This window comes from Pseudomonas gingeri, from assembly GCF_013386115.1.
GTDB classification, from domain to species: Bacteria; Pseudomonadota; Gammaproteobacteria; order Pseudomonadales; family Pseudomonadaceae; genus Aquipseudomonas; species Aquipseudomonas gingeri.
On sequence record NZ_JACAOR010000012.1, the window covers coordinates 53,674 to 70,463 of the forward strand.

A 16,790-nucleotide genomic window follows, 5' to 3' on the forward strand; every position below is an offset into this window, starting at 1 on the left:
GTCGGGAAGGATTTGTGCAAGAAAGGTTGTACGGAGCAAGGTGATTTGTGCAACTAATTGCAAAGAAACCTTCGGTAACAAAAAATAAAATTCATAAAAATCATGCAGTTATTTTTATGTAACAGGTGGCATACATATCGCTATAGGCATTGGACATATCCTGAAATGGTTTATCTCTATGCTCTCCAGCGATTCGATTGCCCATTCATCCCAGGCCTCCGGCATCCGTCAGCTCAATACCGAGCAGGTGCAGAAACTGCGATCGTTCATCAAGCGACGGGTGATGAACCCTGATGATGTGGAGGACATCATGCAGTGCACCTTTCTCGAGGCGCTGCGCAACGAGCACAAATTCCGTTTCGATTCCCGACCGCAGACCTGGCTGTGCGGCATTGCCCTGAACCTGATCCGCAACCATTTCCGCCGTCAGTACAAACAGCCGCTCCAGGAGCGCTGGGAGGATCGCGAGGACATGGAACTGTCCGATGGCGTCGATATCGGCGCGCAGATCGATGGTCATCGGCAACTGGCGCGGGTGGTCCGGGCCATCGGCACCTTGCCGCTGACCATGCAGCAGGTGATCCAGGTCAGCCTGGAAATGGATGGCAACTACCAGGACACCGCCCTGAGCCTCGGTGTGCCGATCGGCACTGTCCGTTCACGGCTGTCGCGGGCCCGCGAGCAACTCAAGCGCAGCGTGCCCAGCGTTTTCTGAAGCAATTGCCATCAGATTGGAACCACTTGCGTCGGTCGCGCCACACAGCGATATGTTCGACTGACGATGGCGACCTCTCATGCGCATTTCCACTACACCTTTTTCCGGTACCGGTTCTCCCATGCTGGGCGGCGACATGGCGGCAGCTCCTTCGACGAAGGAGCCCAAGCTCGATAGTCAGTCGGCATTCGATTTCGGCGTTCAATTTGCCCAGCAGGCCTTGCAGCAGCATCCGGGCACCGATTCGGCGGATGATCTGAAAGCCATGATCAGCCAGCTGTTGAAGCGACTGTTTGGCGGGGATGCGAAACCCGAGGGCCAGGTTCCGGACAAGCCCGCGACCAGTGCCCCTGCGACACAGACTGCGCCGGCTACAGGCGCCTGCCCGGCGACGCCGGTGCAGGCTCCGGCTCCGGCGGCACCTGCCGCGGCCAACGATTGCTCGGCACCGGCCGCCAAGCCGAGTGCGGAAGCCAGTTTCCTCGATGATTCGAAGTACTCCTCGCCCAAGGACCTGGAGCGCTGGGCACCGATGGTCGCCAACCTGCCGCCGGACCAGCGCCTGCAGGCGGAAAAAGAGCTCAATCGACCGATCGCCGCCGCGCGCATGGCCTTGGAGAAAGGTCCCGACGGGGCCAAGGCGATGAAGTTCATCAACGACAACCCGGCCCTCAAGACGGCCATCGACACCGCCAAGCATGGCGGCAAGGCCGACGGCAAGATCAGCGACGGTGACCTCAAGGCGTTCGCCAAGAAGATGCAGGGCGCCGCGGATGGCGCGGCCAAGGATCTCGCCCAGTACCAGAAGGACAATCCCGGAGCTGACCCGCAGTCGTTGCAGATGGTCCGCTCGGCCCTGTTGCTCAAGGCCAACGCGCCACTCACCGCGGCCGCCGACCCCAAGCATGCCGCCGGCACGGAGGGCGAAACCAAGGTCGACAACCTGACCAGCGCCGATGGCCTGCAGGCCTTGCAGAAGAGCAACCCGGGCCTGGCCGGTACCCTCAAGCAGTCGGCGAAGACCTTCTCCCAGCCGGGCTTCCTGAACATGCTCGACCAGGGCGGATTGTCCGGCCGCGGCCTGGCCACCCATGGCCCGGACAAGCTGTTCAATCCGGCGAATATCGGCGACTGGGTGAAGAAGCAGGCCCCCACCAACGGTGGCGAATTCGCCTCCATGCTCAGCGATGCGGCGACCTTGAACGCCGTGGCCGGTACCGATATCAGCAAACTCGACAAGCAGGTGTTCGAGCAGCCGCAGAACTACACCGGCGCGCAGAAAGCCGCGGTCATGGTCAAGCTGCAACAGACCCAGCAAAGCGTGGTGGCCGGTCGCGACCTGCACAAGACCGGCAAGACCGAAGACGCGCTGGCAGAAAAGATCGCCCAGTTGCAGGCCGATCCGGATGTCCAGGCCTACATGAAGCAGGCGGTGCCGAGCCAGGAGCGCGCCCTGGTGGCCAGCGACCCGGCCCTGGCCAAGGCGGTCAAGGGACAGCTGCAACAGGTGACCAGCGGCCAGGCGCTGCGTAACGACATGAGCACCGCCGACCGCAAGGCCAACGGCGACAGCAGCAAGGCTGACTACAGCGGTGCGATCAGCGGCCTGTCGGCCCAGTTGCAGATGCAACAGGACCTGCTGGGCCCGGATACCAAGTTGCCCAGCGCCCAGCAGGTGATCGGCGGACAGCCGCAGGTCCAGGCCCGGCTCAAGCAGTCCTATGAGGCCAACTTCAGCGAAGGCGGTGCCCTCAAGCAACTGCTGGGGCAGAAGAAGGCCGATGTCGGCGACTCCCTGCAAACCGTCGATGCGCGCAAGGCGGCCTATGACAGCGTGCTGCCGGAGCACTTCGTCCGTGGGCAGCAGGACAGCTACATGAACACCACCGTCGGCCAGTTGCAGCAGTCGAAGAAGGGCCGCGAACTGCTCGAAGGCATGCTCGACCCAGGTGCCGGCGCCGATGCCGCATCACCGAAAAGCAAGGCCCAGCAGTTCAAGGACGGCTACGACAATGCCAAGTCCGGGCTGTCGGCCGCCAGGAACGGCATCGAGACCGCCGGCAAGCTGGCCGGCCGCGAAGTCTCGGTCGGGCTCGGGCGCCTGGCCGGTTCCATCGGCGGGCGCATTGCCGGGGCCGTGGCCGGTGAAGCGGTCGGCATGGCAGCGGCCTCCGCCATCGGTGCGGCGGCCGGGCCGGTGGGTTGGGTCATCGATGCGGCCATGAGCCTGGGTTTCGGCATCGCCGCGATCATCGAAGCGGTGAAGAAACACCACGCGCAGAAACAGTTCGATCACAACGTCGATCCGACCCTGGACCAGTTCGGCATTCCCCGGGCGCATTGATCCCAGGCGCCAGTGATTGATGCCATCGAGCAGAGGAGCAAGACCGTGAGTGTGTCGATTTCACCGATTCGCACAGCTGTGCAAGATTCTGCAAATGCCTTCAACCCCGTGCTTGAACGGAAATTTTTCGTATAACAGCGAGGCAAGACGCCAATGACTATTCCATCCTCGACCTCAGGGGGCCATTACCTGACCACTTCGCAACGGCAGGCAAATGCCTCGCACGACGTGGAAATGCAAACGCCGTCGCGGGCGACCGCCGTCGACCGGGTCCAGCCCGGCACGCCGCAAGCCCTGGAAGGGCTGAAGCAGAAAATGGCCGACATTTTCGAGCCGCACAAGACCGCGGACAACGAAGAGGCCCTCAAGACCCTGATCGACAGCCGCGCCGACGAGCTGCACGCCATGGGCCAGACCGCCGATGACGTCGAGCGCCTGCTGGACAAGGCCGCGCGCATGGACCGCGTGGCAGTGCCGGCCCAGGGCGCGGTGGGCGGTATTCCGTTCGGTGTCGCCTCGGTGGTGCTCGATCGCGTGCCGGATATTTCCGCCGATGCCGCCCACAGCCCGGCCTATGGCGGCTTTCTCTCCGGTGCCTTCTCCGGTGCGGCGGACGTGGTCGGTGGCGGCCTGTTGTCGAAGGCGACCCATGACACCTTCTGGCTCAAGGCTCCGGCCGAAAGCCTCGAACCGGTGATGCAGGACGCCCAGAAAGCCAAGGCCTCGGAAAACCTCGGCACGCAGACCCTGCAGAACGCCGTGGCGACCCAGACCTTTTCCCTGCGCAACGCGGTGCGCGGCGTACTCAATACCACGCTGACCGCGACTTCGGGTCCGAAGACGGCCGCGGCGGTGGATACCGGTATGTCCGCGCTGGGCGGGATGGCTGCGGGTGCCGGTTTCGCCAGCATCATGCGCGGGCATGACACGCGGGCGCACCGCGCCGGTCCCGAGTACCTGTTCGGGCGCCAGGACTGGAAGAAGCAGTACGAGACGCTGCGGGACTGCAATCCGACCCGCGACCCACTGATCAATGGCGCCAAGCGCATGGCCAAGCTGCCGCTGGACATCATGACCGACGGCCTGAAGTCCATCGCCGGCGCCGCCACCATGACCAGCCTGGCCAACAATGGCCTGGCCCTGGGCGGTGGTTTCGCCGTGGCGTCGCAGGTCCGTGGCCTGGTCAAGGAGGCCGCGACCCGGGCCGGTTTCTCACCGGTGGCGAAGGTCGCGGTGGACCAGGCGACCAACCTCGGCATGTCGGCCCTGGCCTTTGCCGGCCTGAGCGTGACCTCGACCCTGGCCGGTCCTGCCAGCGATCATGCGGTCAAGGTGCTGCAGGAGGACGTACCACCGAAGGCCCAGGCCATTGCCGACAAGGTCCAGACCCAGGTGGCGGCCAAGGCCGAGTCCGCCGGCAAGCAGATCAGCTCGGGTTATGCCGGGGCCAAGCAGAGCGTGAGCCACATGATGGACGGGCTCGGCGATGCCGCCGCGTCCGGCGCCGATCTGCTGGCGGGTGCGATCAACACCGTGCGCCGTCGTCCTGCGGCTACCGCCAACGCGCCGGTCAACACCCCAACACCGACCCCGGCCAATGCCGTGGCGAGCAGCAGCACCCAGCCCAATCCGGCTTCGCAGGTCTGACCCCTGGGTGAATGAAAAAGCCCCCGGTTGCCAACGCAGCCGGGGGCTTTTCATGTGTGGGGCTCAGGCGAAGACGAAATACTTGCGCACGGTCTCGACCACTTCCCAGGTGCCCTTCATGCCGGGTTCAATGATGAACTTGTCGCCAGCCTTCAGGTGGATCGGCTCCTGGCCATCAGGGGTGATCACGCAATAGCCTTCCTGAAAGTCGCAGTATTCCCACTTCACGTATTCGACCCGCCATTTGCCCGGAGTGCAGATCCAGGTGCCCATGATCTTGCTGCCGTCCTCGCTGGTGTAGGCGTTGAGGTTGACGGTGTGCGGGTCGCCTTCGAGCTTTTCCCACTTGCAGGCATCGAGCACCGGCAGTGGGTGGGTGTCGCGCAGAACGGTAATCGGTGGATTGGACATGCTGGGCTCCGGGCGCAGGTTCTGAATGAAGCCTGCACCCTAGCGGTCGCGGCCGCCCGGCGAATGTCCAGGGTCGACATCCACCTGTCCATGCGCGCACGGCGTCATTGCGGTTTCAGAGCCTCCACCAGGGCTCGGGCATAGGACGGCAGGTGTTCGAACGAGCGCGCGCACAGCAGCAGTTTGCGCCGGGCCCAGGGTTCGGGCAGCGGGCGACTGATCAGCCGCTCATCGGCCGGCCAGCGGTCGAGGGTGGCCTGGGGCACGATGCCCGGGCCGGCACCGCGGGCGACCATGCGCAACACCGCGTCGAAGCTGTCGACCCGCACGCGCAGTTGCATGCGCAGGCCCAGGTGCAAGGCCTGTTCTTCGAGGTACACCGCCAGTGCGCTGGCGGCGGCCAGGCCGACCTGCTCGTGGCGCAATGCATCGCTGAAGCGCGGCTGCGGGACCGCGGCCAGCGGGTGCCCGTCGGGGATCACCAGCACCAGCGGATCGTCGTGAAAGGGTAGGGTCTGCAAGTCCTGGGTGTCCACCGCGTCGGAGACGATGCCCAGTTCCGCGGCGCCCTGGCTGATGGCATGGACGATGCGCAGGCTGGGCAACTCCTGCAGGTCGATATCGATGGGCGGGTGCTCGCGCAGGAAGTCGGCGAGACGTTCCGGCAAGTATTCGCTGATCGCCGTGGTGTTGCACAGCAGGCGGACCTGGCCCTTGACCCCGTTGGCGTAGTCGGCCAGGTCCTGGCGCAGGCGCTCGCTCTGTTGCAGGATCAATCGCGCATGTTGCGCCAGGGCCTTGCCCGCCGCGGTGGGGGTGACGCCACGGCGACCGCGCTGGAAAAACGGCGTGCCGAGGGATGCTTCCAGGGCCCTGATCCGCGCGCTGGCCGCCGCCAGGGACAAATGACTGCGGGTCGCGCCGGCGGTGATATTGCCGGCATCGAGGATGTTCAGGTACAGGCGCAGGTCGGTCAGATCGAAGTGCATGGTTTTCAGCCTCTTGTATTGGCAGAGGCTAGCTCAGGCAATCGCAGATTTTCAAATGCATTCGCCGGGTCCAGCATGGGCCCATGAATACTTATCTCGAGTTCTACCAGACACTGGGCCTGGCCCTTTCCCTGCTGGTGCTGGGCACCTTTCTGCTGGCCGGTACGGTCAAGGGCGTGATCGGCCTCGGGCTGCCGACGGTCGCCATGGGGCTGCTCGGCCTGGCTATGGTACCGGCGCAGGCTGCGGCCCTGCTGATCATTCCGGCGACCCTGACCAATGTCTGGCAGCTGGCGGCGGGCGGGCATCTGCCGGCGCTGCTCAAGCGCCTGTGGCCGCTGTTGCTGGCGATCTTCCTCGGCACGGCGGCCGGCACCCTGTGGCTCGGTGGGATCGAGAGCGGCGGTTGGGCGGTGCGGGCACTGGGCGCGGCCTTGCTGCTGTATGCCGGGTGCGGGCTGTTCCTGCCGACCCTGCGGGTGGGCAGCCGCTCCGAACGCTGGCTGGGGCCGCTGTGTGGCGTGGTGACGGGTGTGATCACCTCGGCCACCGGCGTCTTCGTGATCCCGGCGGTGCCTTACCTGCAAGCCCTGGGACTGAACAAGGACCAACTGGTGCAGGCGCTGGGCCTGTCGTTCACGGTCTCGACCCTGGCCCTGGCGGCGGGGCTGTTCTGGCGCGGCGCCCTGGGCGAGGGCGCGCTCGGTGCCTCGTTGCTGGCGCTGGTGCCGGCCCTGCTCGGCATGTGGCTGGGCCAATGGTTGCGCCAGCGGATCAGTGCCGTGCTGTTCAAGCGGGTGTTCTTCATCGGCATGGGCGTGCTGGGCGGGCACCTGTTGATCAGCGGCTAGTGGTTCCTTTTGCCCCGCATACGGCTACTATCAGGCCTGTTTCCAGATGAGGGGCCAAGGTGAAAGCCAGATCCGATGAGTTGCAGATCTTTGTCAGCGTGATCGAGTGCGGTTCGATTTCGGCAGCGGCCGAGCAGGTCGGCCAGACGCCGTCGGCGGTCAGTCGCAGCCTGTCGCGGCTGGAAGCCAAGCTCGACACCACGCTGATCAACCGCACCACGCGACGCATGGACCTGACCGAGGAGGGCAAGTTCTTCTTCGAGCGGGCCAAGCAGATCCTGGAGCAGATGGACGAGCTGGAAGAGCGACTGTCCCTGCGCCAGCAGACACCGGCCGGGCGCCTGCGGATCAATGCCGCGTCGCCGTTCATGCTGCATGCGGTGGTGCCGTACATCGCCGAGTTCCGCAGCCTGTACCCGGATATCCAGCTGGAGCTCAACAGCAACGACCTGATCATCGACCTGCTTGAGCAGAGCACCGATATCGCCATCCGCATCGGCAACCTGGCGGACTCGACCTTGCATGCGCGTTCGCTGGGCAGCAGCCCGCTGAATATCCTCGCCAGTCCCGCGTACCTGGAGCGCCATGGCGTGCCGGCCACTGTCAGTGAGTTATCCGCGCACACCCTGCTCGGGTTCACCCAGACCGAGAGCCTCAACCACTGGCCGCTGCGTCATGCCCAGGGTGACCGCTGGCAGATCCAGCCGGGCATCAGCGCCTCCAGCGGCGAGACCCTGCGCCAACTGGCACTGGAAGGGCAGGGCATTGCCTGCCTGTCGCATTTCATGACCCACCAGGACATCCAGTCCGGCCGCCTGCAAGTGATCCTGCCCGAGGCCAACAGCGGCTATCGCCAGCCGATCCACGCGGTGTACTACCGCAACTCGCAGCTGGCGTTGCGCATCCAGTGCTTCCTCGATTTCATCCAGGGCAAGCTGGCGGGGTACGCCAGCTAACCGGAGCGTGGGAACGATCAAAAGCTTCGGGGGCAAGCCCCCTCCCACGGGAGCGATCATCGGGTCAGTGCGCCGCCTGCTTTTTCAGCAGCACCGGGATCGACAGGGCGATCAGCGCGGCGATCACGCAGAGCATTCCGGCGATGAAGAAGGCCGGGATGTAGGTGGCGAGCAAGGTGCGGGTCAGCCCGGCGCCGTAGGCGGCGAAGGCCGCGCCCAACTGGTGGCCGGCAAACACCCAGCCGAAGACGATATTGGCCCGCTCGCCGCCGAATTTCTGTGCCACCAGCTTGACCGTGGGCGGTACGGTGGCGATCCAGTCAAGGCCATAGAGCACGGCGAAGAATGACAGGCCGAACACGGTGAAGTCGGTGAACGGCAGGAGCATCAGGGAGATGCCGCGCAGGCCGTAGTACCAGAACAGCAGCCAGCGATTATCGAAACGGTCCGACAGCCAGCCCGAACCCACGGTACCGAAGAAGTCGAAGATGCCCATCATCGCCAGGATGCCGGCCGCGGTGGTGGCGACCAGGCCGAAGTCGCCGCACATACTGATGAAGTGGGTCTGGATCAGCCCGTTGGTGCTGGCTCCGCAGACGAAGAAGGTGAGGAACAACACCCAGAATGTCCAACTGCCCGACACGTCACGCAGGACCTTCAGCGGGCTGATCAGCATCTGCAGCAGGCTGCCGCGATGGGCGGGGGCCGGCAACACTTCACGCTCGCCGTACAGCGGCAGGTTCAGGTCCGCCGGGCGGTCGCGCAGGAGGGCGATCACCGTCACCACGACCACCGCCATGGCGGCGCAGATCAGGCCCAGCGCAAGGCGCCAGCCATAGTGCTCGGTCAGCGAGGCCATCAGCGGCATGAACAGCAGTTGGCCGGTGGCCGAACTGGCCGACAGCAAGCCGACCACCAGGCCGCGACGATGGGAGAACCAGCGGGTCGCCACCGTGGCCCCGAGGACCATGGCGGTGAGCCCCGTGCCGATGCCGATCACCACGCCCCAGAGCAGGACCAGCTGCCAGAAGCTGTTCATGAACATCGAGCCGATCATGCCGCCGAGCACGATCACCAGCGCCGCCAGCACTACCCGGCGCAGGCCGAAGTAGTTCATGAACGCCGCCGCGAAGGGACCGATCAACCCGTAGAGCATGAAGCGGATCGCCAGGGCCGAGGAAATCTGCGCGCTGCTCCAGCCGAACTCATGTTCCAGGGGCACGATAAACACCCCCGGCGCGCCCATGGCGCCAGCCATCACCAGCATGGTCAGGAAGGTGACGGCGGCCACCACCCAGCCATAGTGGACCTGGCGCCTGGCCAGGCGGTTTGCAACCAATGTAGACAGCATGAGGTGTTCCTTGTGCGTGCGGTGTCGGTGGAGGTATCGGCAACAGCATCGACGGGCAACACGTGGCGAGCGCAAGGGACAGCGTGGATGGCCTGCCAGGTTTGTCGAATAAATGTTTTGTAACATCTATTATTTCGCCGGATCGCGAGATGCTTGTCAACTTAAATGTCATTTGTCATTTATTTGAGACGCGCCAGCGGACAAACCACCGGACGGTTGTGACGGTCACGCTCAGGATTCGTGAATTCAATGCAAGAGTGAATTGGGCGGTACGGGGTTATTCGGCACGGATAAGTCTTCGATACTCATTCCATCACTTATTCATCCACGGAGTTTCTCCATGAACGTATTCGTTACCGGCGCAGCCGGCTTTATCGGCGGCTCCATCGCCACCGGCCTGATCGCGGCCGGCCATCAGGTCACCGGTCTGGTCCGCAGCGCCGAGCAGGCCGAAGAACTGCGCGGCCTGGGCATCACCCCGGTGATCGGCACCCTCGACGACAGCATGCTGCTCGCCGAACAGGCGCGCCAGGCCGATGCGGTGATCAACGCCGCCAGCAGCGACCATCGCGGTGCGGTCGAAGCCTTGCTCGGCGCCCTGCGTGGTTCCGACAAGATGTTCCTGCACACCAGCGGTTCGAGCATCGTTGGCGATGCGTCCGGCGGCAAGGCCAGCGATATCGTCTATTACGAAGACAACCTGCCGGAACCGACCGTCGACAAGGCCGCCCGCGTGGCCATCGACAACCTGATCCTTGGCGCGGCGAAGTTCGGCGTGCGCTCGGCGGTGATCTGCAACACCCTGATCTACGGCCACAGCCTGGGCGTGAATCGCGACAGCGTGCAGCTGCCGCGCCTGTTGAAACAGGCACGCAAGAGCGGTGTGGTGCGCCATGTCGGCAGTGGTCGGAACATCTGGTCCAACGTGCATATCGAAGATGTGGTGGCCCTGTACCTGCTGGCCCTGAGCAAGAATCCGCCGGGCACCTTCTACTTTGTCGAAAGTGGCGAAGCCTCGTTTATCGACATGACCACGGCGATGGCCAAGGCCCTGGACCTGGGCGAGCCGCAGGACTGGCCGCTGGCGGATGCCGAAGCCGAGTGGGGCTATGAAATGGCCAACTACGGCCTGGGCTCCAACAGCCGGGTACGTGGCAAGAATGCCCGTGAGTTGCTGGGCTGGGTACCGAAGCGCACCTCGGTCACCGAGTGGATCCTCAACGAAATGGTCTGACGCGCGGCGGGCCCGGCAACGGAACCACTTCGCGCGATGGAGCCACACAACAGGACTCCTTCTCGCGAGCCCTGCGCCATGCCTTTATCGACGGATCGAACCTTTTCCGCCAGTTCCCGCCATTTCAACAGCGGTGATCGTGACCACACGGTGTCGACGCGCCGGGTACTGGCCTCCGGTGACCCCCGGCATTTCAAGGCGACGACGACGGTTTCCGTGGCCCAGATGAATGCGCTGATGTTTTCCAATCGCGCCATCGATGACACCTGGAAGATCCTCAACTACGGCTCGGGCAACCAGCGCAAGCATGTCCGGGCGAGCGAGGCCGAAGCCTACAAGCGCACGGTGGTGGTCTACGACGTCAGCGCCAATCAGGGGTACACCGACTTTGCCCGCACCGCGGCACGCTTCCAGGCCGGCAACTGCGACCAGATGGCCGCGGTGAACGCGCTGCTGCTGGCGGGCGCCGAAGGGCAACACCAGCAGGTGTCGATCTTGCAGGCCAGGGATGTCGGCCATACTTTCGTGGAAATCGGCGATTCGCGGGTGGACAACAACACGGTGATTTCCGATGCCTGGCCGGAGTTCGGGCGGGCCATGCGCCGCCAGGAGTTTTCATTGCTGGGGGCCAACCCCGAGGTCCTGCATCGTTATCAACCGCGCTACGATCCGGAAGAGCGCGAACGCCTGTTCAACGGGCCCAAGGCCAGCCAGCGCGAGGTCGACCGGGAGTTCACCCGCCTGCGGCCGAGCTATCCGGCGGGCAAGGCGCAACTGACGGATTTCCTGCTGGAAAACGCCAAGCTCTACACCCAGGTGCATGCATCGAAGAACCTCGGCATGCGCTATGAGGGCGACCGCAACCAGGGTGATGTGCGGCGCCAGGACCAGGATTTCCCGGAGTACAAGTTCAAGCGCCGGATGAGGCAGTTGGGCCTGGATACGCGGGATGGCACGGAGGTGCCGCGCAACCCGCCTCCGGCCCCGATGCCGATCGTCAATACCATGAACTTCCCCCCGGTGAACGGGCATTCCCGTGGGCGCAGCGCTTCGATCAGCACCCCCGCGCCGCCACTGCCCCGTCCTCGTGCCGATAGCATCAATACCTGGTCGCGTCCGGTCGTTACCCCCTATGTTCCACCGCGGGACGACTATCGTGTCGATCCCCGGCACTACCGGCCGCCGGTGGATAACAGCGATTACTCCCGTGGTCGGCCCTCGACGTCGCGGGCCCGGGCGGAATCGTTCAGCACCCGCGAACGGCCGGTGATCCCCAACTACGGTCCGCCTCCCGTGGAGCGGCGCCGGGCGCCGTCGGTCAGTGCCCGGCGCGAGCCGTCTTCGACACGCGACGGCGGCCGCTACCGCGAGACGCCGCCGGCCCGCCGCGAGCGCTCCAATTCACTGATGGCGCGGATGCGCAACATGATCATCCGATAAGGAAAGTCGTCGATGGCGAGCCAGTTGAAACAAGTGCTGTCCCCGGTGTTTCACCAGATGGGTATCGACGAACGAGAGCTGGAGGTGTCCGACAGCTATGTCATGACCTTGCCGAGCGGCCTGGTGCTGGAGTGGCGCGAGTCGCCCCATGACTTCCTGACGGTCAGTTGCCTGCTGCCGGTGTCGGAACAACGCTTCGACGATCCGGGTACCCTGGCCATCCTGCTCCAGAGCAATCTGCTAGGGCTGGAGCATCCGCCGATCCTGACCGGGGCGATTGTCGAGCAGAAGAAAGTCATCCTGTGGACCCGCCAGCCCTTCCTCATGCTCGACCACAGCGCGATGCAGCGCCTGTTCGAGCGCTTCACGGAGCAGGCCGACAAGCTGGGCAACTGGCTGGCGCTGAGCCTGGAAGAGCTGAAGGCCCGCGAACAGGCTTCGCGACAGCCGATGCGGAAGACGCCGTTGCGCGGAGCGATACCGCGCAGCTAGGCCACTGGTCCTGATGAAAATACCGCGGCGTATTTTCATTTTTCCCGGTTCGGGATTTCTCTGAGCGACACTTCATACCTCTGTGCGAAAGTTATTTTCATGGAGGTTGGTCGGTGCTGCCCGCTAATGCATTCTGGTTTTCATAAGAGTTTTCCAGATACCGTTATCGAGGAACCCGCCATGACGCCACCACCGGGCTACGGACTGCTGCTGTATGCGGCGATTGCGATCATTGCGCTGATCGTGCTGATCGCGCGCTACCGGATCAATCCGTTCATTGTGATCACCCTGGTGTCCGTCGGCCTCGCGCTGTTGGCCGGGATGCCGGCGGGCAGCGTGGTGGGGGCGTACGAGGCGGGGGTCGGCAAGACGCTGGGGCATATCGCCCTGGTGGTCGCCCTGGGCACCATGCTCGGCAAGATGATGGCCGAGTCCGGTGGCGCCGAGCGGGTCGCGCAAACCCTGATCGAGCGGTTCGGCGAGCGCAACGCGCACTGGGCGATGGTCTGCATCGCCTTCCTGGTGGGCTTGCCGCTGTTCTTCGAGGTGGGCTTCGTGTTGCTGGTGCCCATTGCCTTCACCGTGGCACGGCGGGTCGGGGTGTCGATCCTGATGGTCGGCCTGCCGATGGTGGCCGGCCTCTCGGTGGTGCACGCCCTGGTGCCGCCGCATCCGGCGGCGATGCTGGCGGTGCAGGCGTACCAGGCCTCGGTGGGGCAGACGCTGCTGTATGCGATCCTGATCGGCATTCCCACGGCGATCATCGCCGGCCCACTCTATGCCCGGTTTATCGTGCCGCATATCCAGCTGCCCGCCGAGAACCCGCTGGAACGCCAGTTCATCGAGCGCGAACCGCGCAAGCGACTGCCGAGCTTTGCCCTGACCATGATCACCATCCTGCTGCCGGTGCTGCTGATGATGATCGGCGGCTGGGCCAATCTGCTGTCCACGCCGGGTTCGGGCTTCAACCAGTTCCTGTTGTTTATCGGCAACTCGGTGATCGCCCTGCTGCTGGCGACTCTGTTGAGTTTCTGGACCCTGGGCCTGGCCCAGGGCTTCAACCGCGAGGCGATCCTCAAGTTCACCAACGAATGCCTGGCGCCCACCGCCAGCATCACCTTGCTGGTCGGTGCCGGTGGTGGCCTGAACCGGATCCTGATCGACGCTGGGGTCACCGACCAGATTGTCGGCCTGGCCCACGCATTCCAGTTGTCGCCGCTGTTCATGGGCTGGCTGTTCGCCGCGCTGATGCGTATCGCCACCGGCTCGGCGACCGTCGCCATGACCACCGCCTCCGGGGTGGTCGCGCCGGTGGCAGTCGGCCTGGGTTACCCGCATCCGGAATTGCTGGTGCTGGCGACCGGTGCCGGGTCGGTGATCTTTTCCCACGTCAACGACGGCGGCTTCTGGCTGATCAAGGAATACTTCAATATGACCGTCATGCAAACGTTCAAGACCTGGACCGTGCTCGAGACCCTGATCTCGCTGGTCGCCTTCGGCTTGACCCTGGGCCTTTCGGAGTGGCTGTAGATGGACATCCTGTATCAGATCCGTGCCCGCCAGGACGCCTTCAGCGCCGGTGAAGGGCGCATCGCCCGAGTGATTCTCGAAGACATCGGCCATGCCGCTTCGGCCAGCCTCGACGAGTTGGCCGAACGGGCTGAAGTCAGTGCCGCGACGCTCTCGCGTTTTGCCCGCACCGTCGGTTGCCGCGACCTGCGTGACCTGCGCTTGCAACTGGCCCAGGCCAGTGGGGTCGGCAGCCGTTTTCTCGATCCGGTGGGGCGCCCTGAGCAGTCGGCGTTTTTCCGGCAGATCGTCAGCGATATCGAGATCACCCTGCACGAACACCTGGCCGGTTTCGACCAGGTGCACTTTGCCGACGCGGTGCGGCTGCTGGCCCAGGCGCGGATGATCCATGCCTTCGGTCTCGGCGGCAGCTCGGCGCTGTGCAGCGAGGAGTTGCAGGTCCGGCTGGTGCGACTGGGCCTGCCGATCGCGGCCTGTCACGACCCGGTGATGATGCGTGTCACCGCCGCGACCCTCGGTCCCGAACATACGTTGCTGGTCTGCTCGCTGACCGGCCTGACGCCGGAGTTGCTGGAAGCGGTGCGCCTGGCCCGCAACTATGGCGCGTCGATCATCGCTATCACCCGGGCGGATTCGCCGCTGGCGCAATTGGCCGATGTGCTGCTGCCGCTGCAGGGCGCCGAAACCAGTTTTATCTACAAACCGACGGCGGCCCGTTACGGCATGCTGCTGGCCATCGATGTGCTGTCCACCGAAGTGGCGCTGTCGCTGCCGCAGGACAACCAGGAGCGGCTGCGGCGGATCAAGCTGGCCCTCGATGAATACCGTGGCGGCCCCGACAATCTGCCGCTGGGAGACTGATATGCAGTACGACACGCTGATTCGCAACGCCACCGTTATCGATGGCAGCAACACTCCGGGCTATGTCGCCGATGTCGGTTTGCGCGACGGGCGCATCGTCCGCATCGGGGCGCTGGGCGACGCCAGCGGTAGCGAGGAAATCGACGCCGGCGGCAAGGTCCTGGCTCCGGGATTTATCGACGTGCACACCCATGACGACACGGTGGTGATCCGCCAGCCGCAGATGCTGCCCAAGCTCAGCCAGGGGGTGACCACGGTGATCGTCGGCAATTGCGGGATCAGCGCCGCGCCGGTCAGCCTGCGCGGCGATCCGCCGGACCCGATGAACCTGCTGGGCTCGCGGGAGGCCTTCGGCTATCCACGTTTCAGCGATTACCGCGCGGCGGTCGAAGTGGCGAATCCGGCGGTGAACGTGGCGGCGCTGGTGGGCCATACGGCGCTGCGCAGCAACCACCTGGATGACCTGTCGCGCACGGCGACGGCGAGCGAGATCGACGCCATGCGCACGCAGTTGCGCGACAGCCTGGAGGCCGGTGCCCTCGGATTGTCCAGCGGACTGGCCTACGCCAGTGCCTTCAATGCCGAGACCGATGAGGTCAAGCAACTGGCCGAAGAGCTGACGGCCCATGGCGCGGTGTACACCACCCATCTGCGCAGTGAGTTCGAACCGGTGCTGGAGGCCATGGACGAAGCCTTCGAGATCGGCCGCCATGCCCGCTCGCCGGTGATCATTTCCCACCTCAAATGCGCCGGCGCGGGTAACTGGGGACGCAGCCCGCAGCTGCTGGCGAAACTGGAGCAGGCGGCGAAGGATCATCCGGTCGGCTGCGATTGTTATCCCTATGCGGCGAGTTCCTCGACCCTCGATCTCAAGCAGGTCACCGATGCCTTCCGCATCACCATCACCTGGTCGACTCCGCACCCGGAAGTGGGGGGCCGGGACCTGATGGACATCGCCCGGGAGTGGGGCGCTTCGCTGCTGGAAACCGCGCGGCGCCTGCAACCGGCGGGCGCGGTGTATTACGGCATGGACGAGGCGGATGTCCGGCGTATCCTGGCGCATCCGCTGTCGATGATCGGCTCGGACGGCCTGCCCGAGGACCCGTTTCCCCATCCGCGGCTGTGGGGCGCCTTCCCGCGGGTGCTGGGGCATTTCAGTCGCGATCTTGGCTTGTTTCCCCTGCACACCGCCGTGCACAAGATGACCGGGTTGTCGGCGACCCGTTTCGGCCTGGTGGAGCGCGGTGAAATCCGCGAAGGGCATTGGGCCGACCTGGTGCTGTTCGACCCGCTGACCGTGCGCGACGTGGCGGACTTCAATGACCCGCAACGGGCCGCTGCCGGCATCGACGGGGTCTGGGTCAACGGCGTGAAGAGCTATTCGGCCGGGCAGGCCAACGGTCGGCGAGCCGGCCGCTTCCTGGCGCGCTCCGGGGATTTGCGCGAGGGTTTTTGAGACGAATGTCGCGATTTCAATCGATGATGGCATTAAGCTATTAAAGAAACCCGCGCCGGGGCCGAAGCGCTTTGATCCAGACCCGCCAGGAAGACCTGTCATGAGCTTCGGTAAAACCACTCCCATTCTGCGAATTTTCAATGAGGCCGAGGCGTTGGGGTTCTATGTCGACTTCCTCGGCTTCCAGGTCGACTGGCGGCATCGCTTCGAGCCGCAGTTGCCGCTGTATCTGCAAGTGTCCAAGGGCGATTGCCTGCTGCACTTGAGCGAGCATCACGGCGACGCCACACCCGGTTCGGCCCTGCGTATCGAAACCGACGAACTGGTGGCGTTCCGCGAGCAATTGCTGGCCAAGGGTTATGCCCAGGTCCAGCCACAGATCCAGGCGACGCCTTGGGGCAGCCTGGACATGACCATCACCGACCCGTTCGGCAATCGGCTGGTGTTCACCAACGCGATTTGTGTATAGGGCGGACAGCTGGGCTCTTGCTGGTTTCATGTGTTAGCCTGCAA

The 16,790-nt window shown here is 64.5% G+C and carries 15 protein-coding genes; 12 read left to right on the top strand and 3 right to left on the bottom strand.

Annotation, left to right across the window (positions count from 1 at the left end; genetic code table 11):
* Positions 1-178 precede the first annotated feature (178 nt).
* From HX881_RS23775 to HX881_RS23785, 3 genes are all read left to right on the top strand, one after another.
* On the top strand, positions 179-715 hold the full coding sequence (locus HX881_RS23775) for an RNA polymerase sigma factor (RefSeq protein ID WP_017126722.1): 537 nt from the start codon (positions 179-181) through the stop codon (positions 713-715).
* Positions 716-794: 79 nt separating this feature from the next.
* A complete protein-coding gene (locus HX881_RS23780; RefSeq protein WP_177086949.1) occupies positions 795-3,059 on the top strand; it encodes a type III effector HrpK domain-containing protein in 2,265 nt (754 codons plus the stop codon).
* A gap of 153 nt (positions 3,060-3,212) precedes the next feature.
* Entirely contained in the window at positions 3,213-4,706 is a 1,494-nt protein-coding gene (locus tag HX881_RS23785) for a hypothetical protein (protein ID WP_146049185.1), read from the top strand.
* A 63-nt stretch (positions 4,707-4,769) separates the two neighbouring features.
* Here the strand turns inward: HX881_RS23785 and HX881_RS23790 are convergent, their stop codons facing one another.
* A complete protein-coding gene (locus tag HX881_RS23790) occupies positions 4,770-5,117 on the bottom strand; it encodes a cupin domain-containing protein (RefSeq protein ID WP_017126724.1) in 348 nt (115 codons plus the stop codon).
* Positions 5,118-5,221: 104 nt separating this feature from the next.
* The gene (locus tag HX881_RS23795) at positions 5,222-6,106 is read right to left on the bottom strand and encodes a LysR substrate-binding domain-containing protein (protein WP_177086951.1); all 885 of its coding nucleotides are present in this window, start codon (positions 6,104-6,106) and stop codon (positions 5,222-5,224) included.
* An 83-nt stretch (positions 6,107-6,189) separates the two neighbouring features.
* On the opposite strand from HX881_RS23795, the gene HX881_RS23800 reads away from it, so the two are divergent.
* Both HX881_RS23800 and HX881_RS23805 read left to right on the top strand, forming a co-directional pair.
* Positions 6,190-6,957 (top strand): sulfite exporter TauE/SafE family protein, encoded by a 768-nt coding sequence (locus tag HX881_RS23800; protein WP_177086953.1) that lies wholly within the window; start codon positions 6,190-6,192, stop codon positions 6,955-6,957.
* A gap of 59 nt (positions 6,958-7,016) precedes the next feature.
* Positions 7,017-7,913, top strand: a complete 897-nt coding sequence (locus HX881_RS23805) for a LysR family transcriptional regulator (RefSeq protein WP_017126727.1) — start codon at positions 7,017-7,019, stop codon at positions 7,911-7,913.
* A gap of 64 nt (positions 7,914-7,977) precedes the next feature.
* On the opposite strand, the gene HX881_RS23810 is transcribed toward HX881_RS23805, so the two are convergent.
* Positions 7,978-9,264, bottom strand: a complete 1,287-nt coding sequence (locus HX881_RS23810; RefSeq protein WP_177086955.1) for an MFS transporter — start codon at positions 9,262-9,264, stop codon at positions 7,978-7,980.
* A gap of 340 nt (positions 9,265-9,604) precedes the next feature.
* Here HX881_RS23810 and HX881_RS23815 point away from each other — a divergent pair, with 340 nt between their 5' ends.
* The 7 genes from HX881_RS23815 (at position 9,605) to HX881_RS23845 (ending at position 16,746) form a co-directional block, all read left to right on the top strand.
* Positions 9,605-10,498, top strand: coding sequence for an NAD-dependent epimerase/dehydratase family protein (locus HX881_RS23815; protein ID WP_017126730.1), 894 nt, complete (start codon positions 9,605-9,607; stop codon positions 10,496-10,498).
* Between the two features lie 78 nt (positions 10,499-10,576).
* Positions 10,577-11,938: a hypothetical protein gene (locus HX881_RS23820; protein ID WP_017126731.1), complete on the top strand. Its 1,362-nt coding sequence runs from the start codon at positions 10,577-10,579 to the stop codon at positions 11,936-11,938.
* A gap of 12 nt (positions 11,939-11,950) precedes the next feature.
* Positions 11,951-12,430 (top strand): CesT family type III secretion system chaperone, encoded by a 480-nt coding sequence (locus HX881_RS23825; RefSeq protein ID WP_177086957.1) that lies wholly within the window; start codon positions 11,951-11,953, stop codon positions 12,428-12,430.
* Positions 12,431-12,610: 180 nt separating this feature from the next.
* On the top strand, positions 12,611-13,960 hold the full coding sequence (locus HX881_RS23830) for a GntT/GntP/DsdX family permease (protein WP_017126733.1): 1,350 nt from the start codon (positions 12,611-12,613) through the stop codon (positions 13,958-13,960).
* Entirely contained in the window at positions 13,961-14,821 is an 861-nt protein-coding gene (locus HX881_RS23835; protein WP_177086958.1) for a MurR/RpiR family transcriptional regulator, read from the top strand.
* A gap of 1 nt (position 14,822) precedes the next feature.
* Positions 14,823-16,277, top strand: a complete 1,455-nt coding sequence (locus HX881_RS23840; protein ID WP_177086959.1) for an N-acyl-D-amino-acid deacylase family protein — start codon at positions 14,823-14,825, stop codon at positions 16,275-16,277.
* Positions 16,278-16,377: 100 nt separating this feature from the next.
* Positions 16,378-16,746, top strand: coding sequence for a glyoxalase superfamily protein (locus HX881_RS23845; protein ID WP_017126735.1), 369 nt, complete (start codon positions 16,378-16,380; stop codon positions 16,744-16,746).
* The last annotated feature ends 44 nt before the right edge of the window (positions 16,747-16,790 follow it).

Coding starts and splice junctions, on each gene's coding strand:
- HX881_RS23800 (WP_177086953.1), top strand. CDS start 6,190: ATGAATACTTATCTCGAGTTCTACCAGACACTGGGCCTGGCCCTTTCC.
- HX881_RS23785 (WP_146049185.1), top strand. CDS start 3,213: ATGACTATTCCATCCTCGACCTCAGGGGGCCATTACCTGACCACTTCG.
- HX881_RS23825 (WP_177086957.1), top strand. CDS start 11,951: ATGGCGAGCCAGTTGAAACAAGTGCTGTCCCCGGTGTTTCACCAGATG.
- HX881_RS23795 (WP_177086951.1), bottom strand. CDS start 6,106: ATGCACTTCGATCTGACCGACCTGCGCCTGTACCTGAACATCCTCGAT.
- HX881_RS23810 (WP_177086955.1), bottom strand. CDS start 9,264: ATGCTGTCTACATTGGTTGCAAACCGCCTGGCCAGGCGCCAGGTCCAC.
- HX881_RS23790 (WP_017126724.1), bottom strand. CDS start 5,117: ATGTCCAATCCACCGATTACCGTTCTGCGCGACACCCACCCACTGCCG.
- HX881_RS23820 (WP_017126731.1), top strand. CDS start 10,577: ATGCCTTTATCGACGGATCGAACCTTTTCCGCCAGTTCCCGCCATTTC.
- HX881_RS23775 (WP_017126722.1), top strand. CDS start 179: ATGCTCTCCAGCGATTCGATTGCCCATTCATCCCAGGCCTCCGGCATC.
- HX881_RS23830 (WP_017126733.1), top strand. CDS start 12,611: ATGACGCCACCACCGGGCTACGGACTGCTGCTGTATGCGGCGATTGCG.
- HX881_RS23835 (WP_177086958.1), top strand. CDS start 13,961: ATGGACATCCTGTATCAGATCCGTGCCCGCCAGGACGCCTTCAGCGCC.
- HX881_RS23780 (WP_177086949.1), top strand. CDS start 795: ATGCGCATTTCCACTACACCTTTTTCCGGTACCGGTTCTCCCATGCTG.
- HX881_RS23815 (WP_017126730.1), top strand. CDS start 9,605: ATGAACGTATTCGTTACCGGCGCAGCCGGCTTTATCGGCGGCTCCATC.
- HX881_RS23845 (WP_017126735.1), top strand. CDS start 16,378: ATGAGCTTCGGTAAAACCACTCCCATTCTGCGAATTTTCAATGAGGCC.
- HX881_RS23840 (WP_177086959.1), top strand. CDS start 14,823: ATGCAGTACGACACGCTGATTCGCAACGCCACCGTTATCGATGGCAGC.